Origin of the sequence: Corallococcus sp. CA053C (assembly GCF_003611675.1) — a bacterium.
Lineage (GTDB): Bacteria > Myxococcota > Myxococcia > Myxococcales > Myxococcaceae > Corallococcus.
Genome location: NZ_RAWA01000657.1, coordinates 1 through 3,112, shown reverse-complemented (window position 1 = coordinate 3,112; position 3,112 = coordinate 1). Strand labels below are relative to the sequence as shown.

Here is a 3,112-nt window from a genome sequence, read left to right as displayed (position 1 = left end):
GCCCCGTCACCGCCACGCCCACCAGCGCCAGCCCCGCGAGCGCGGCCACGCGCACGGCCCACTTCAACACCTGCTCCGGCGAGGAGCGCGCGAGCAGCCGGTGGTTGAGCTGCGATACCAGCACCAGCCCCGCCGCGTTCGCGCCGAAGAACCACCCGAAGTGCTCCGGCGCCACGCCGTGCAGCGTGATGAACACGAAGGGCGATCCGCCGATGTACGCGAACATCCCCGCCTGCGCGAGCGCCACCGCCAACGCATGGCCCACGAAGTCCGGTGCCCGCACGAGGCGCGCCATCGCGCGGAAGGGCTGGGACGGTCCGCTCCGTGGCGGCGCCGTCTCCGGGAGGATGAGGATGACGGCGGCCAGCGCGATGACGCCGATGACCGCGTGGCTCCAGAAGATGGGGCGCCACCCGGACGTGCGCAGCACCCAGCCGCCCAGCAGCGGCGCCACGATGGGCGCGAGGCCCATCACCAGCACCAGCCGCGACATCATCCGCGCCGCCGCCGCACCCGAGTGCAAATCCCTCACGATGGCCCGCGAGGACACCATGCCCACGGAGCCTCCCAACGCCTGCACGAACCGCCACGCCGCCAGCACCCCCGCCGAAGGCGCGAGCGCGCAGCCGATGGAGCCCACCATGTAGAGCGCCAGCCCCACGTAGAGCGGCTTCGTGCGGCCGTAGCGGTCGCTCACCGGCCCGGAGAGGAGCTGTCCCAGCGCGAGCCCGGCGAAGAACGTCGAGAGCGTGCGCTCCACCTCGCCCGCGCTCGCGTGCAACGACTGCCCGATGGCCGGGAACGCCGGCAGGTACATATCGATGGACAGCGGCCCGAAGCCGATGAGCGTGCCCAGCAGGATGACCAGCGCGGAGCCCTCCGTGGAGCGGGCGGCCTTCGGCGAAGGGGCGGCGGTCGTCATCGGGCAGGGGCCTACAGGCGGCCGGCCTTGAGCTCACCCACCAGGTGCGCGCAGGCCCGCACGGTGACGGCCATCATCGTCAGGGTGGGGTTCTGCGGGCCCTGGGAGGGGAAGCAGGATCCGTCCGTGACGTAGAGGTTGGGCACGTCCCAGCTCTGGTTGTAGGGGTTGAGCACGGACGTCTTCGGGTCCCTGCCCATGCGCGCGGTGCCCACCTCGTGGATGGCCATGCCCGGCGTGGACAGCGTCCGGTTGATGCGCTCCACCGTGCAGCCGGCCTCCTCCAGCATCTCCTGGCAGGAGGTGGCCGCGTCCTCCGTCATCTTCAATTCATTGTCGGAGTGCCGGCAGTCGATGTGCGCCGCCGGGATGCCCCAGCGGTCCTTCACCGTGTCGCTCAGCGTGACGCGGTTCTCCGCGCGCGGGAGCATCTCCCCGAAGGGCACCAGGTGCACCTGGTCGTCGTAGGTGAACACCTGCACGCCGTAACCTCGAGCGAAGCCCGGATCGCGCTCGGTGACGTTTCGGAACTGGGGGATGTACGCCCAGCCGTGCTCCTTCTGCTGCAGGTGCGCGGGCAATCCCATCCGCGCCTCAATCCCTTGCAGGTACATGTGGTCCATCAGGTGGCGGCCCACCAGGCCGGAGCTGTTCGCCAGGCCGTCCGGGAACGCCCGGTTGCGCGAGTGCAACAGCAACCGCGTGGATTCAATGGTGCCCGCCGCCACCACCACCACCTTCGCGCGGACCTCCTCGGAGGTGCCGGTGTTCGCGTCGATGAAGGACACGCCCGTCACCCTGCCCGTGTTCGCGTCATGCAGGATGTGGCTGGCGATGGCGTGCGAGCGCAGCGTCAGCCGCCCCGTCTTCAAGGCCGCGGGCAGCGTCACCGGGGCGTTGGAGGTGCGCCGGGCCACGACGTGGCGGTTGGGCCAGCGGGCCTTCACCTTCTCGCGCAGGCGGACCTCTCCGGGCGACAGCGGCGCGGGGCCGGCGAAGACGGAGTCCGGCAGCGTGTCCACGCCGTCCGGGTTGCCGCGCAGGCCCATCCACCGCTCCACCACCTCGTAGGACGGCGCCAGCTCCGCGTGCGACAGCGGCCAGTCAGGGCTGAGCCCGTCCAGGCTGCCTGCGTGGAAGTTGAAGTCGGACAGCCGGTAGAACTGGCGGCCGTGGCTCTTCACGCTGGTGCGCCCGCCCACCTGCCGCGCGCGGATCCAGGCGAACGGCGCGTCGGGCGGCGTGGTGTAGGGGTTGTCCACGTCGTCCACGAAGGCGTGGGGGTGGAAGGGCCAGGCGAAGCTCGTCGCCTGCACGGACTGACGGCCCTTGCGGTCCGCGTCAGACTCCACGCGGTAGCCCAGCTTCTGCCGCAGCCGGTGCACCACGTGCATCACCTTGTCCGCCTGGGCACTCCGGCCGGCTTCCAGCACCAGCACCCGCAAGCCGGCTTCCGTCAGTTGCTTTGCAGCCCAACCACCACAGGCTCCCGACCCCACCACCACCGCGTCATAGACCGTCTTGGACACCTTCATTGCCGCACTCACCTGGACGGTCTTTCTACCGCCGCTGCTAAAGTATATATACACTGTAAATCAAGGGCTTGTTGGTGCCTAGAGGCTCTAGAGGTAGGGCGGGGTCAACACAAGCCCGGGTCCTTGACTTCCCCCTGGAAGCTCTCTGGAGGCGCCGTTGTAGGAGAGGATCGGACATGGCCAGTGTGCTGAAGCGGATTCGGTGGGGGCGGCTCTTGGGGGTGTTGGTGGTGCTCCCCTGCCTGCTGGTGGCGCTGGCCTTGTTCGGCCGGGCGGCGTGGCGCTCCGAGCAGTACTTCCACTACCCGAAGCCGGTGGCGGTGCTGCCCGCGGACTTCGCGTCCGCGCGGGAGGTGACGCTGCGCACGGAGGACGGGGTGGAGCTGCGCGGCTGGTACGTGCCGTCGCGCAACAAGGCGGCCTGGGTGCTGGCGCACGGGCTGTCGCAGACGCGCATGGACCTGTTGCCGGAGGCGCGGGTGCTGCGGGACGCGGGCTACGGCGTGCTGCTGTTCGACCTGCGCGCGCACGGGCAGAGCGGTGGCGAGACGTCCACGTGGGGCGACAAGGAACGCATGGATGTGCGCGCGGCGCTGGAGTTCGTGCGGACGCAGCCGGACGTGGACCCCGCGCGGGTGGGGGCGCTGGGGTTCTC

3 protein-coding genes are annotated in these 3,112 nt (G+C 70.3%); 1 reads left to right on the top strand and 2 read right to left on the bottom strand.

Features of this window, described 5'->3' with window-relative positions; translation table 11 throughout:
- Both D7V97_RS41695 and D7V97_RS41690 read right to left on the bottom strand, forming a co-directional pair.
- Nucleotides 1-922, bottom strand: a 922-nt coding sequence (locus D7V97_RS41695; protein WP_120616083.1) for a multidrug effflux MFS transporter, incomplete at its 3' end; no start/stop codon positions are given.
- An 11-nt stretch (nucleotides 923-933) separates the two neighbouring features.
- Nucleotides 934-2,457 carry a GMC oxidoreductase gene (locus D7V97_RS41690; protein WP_120616082.1) on the bottom strand — a complete coding sequence of 508 codons (1,524 nt, stop codon included), beginning with the start codon at nucleotides 2,455-2,457 and terminating at the stop codon, nucleotides 934-936.
- 176 nt (nucleotides 2,458-2,633) lie between these two features.
- Here D7V97_RS41690 and D7V97_RS41685 point away from each other — a divergent pair.
- A partial coding sequence (locus tag D7V97_RS41685; protein ID WP_304988534.1) for an alpha/beta hydrolase occupies nucleotides 2,634-3,112 on the top strand: 479 nt, incomplete at its 3' end.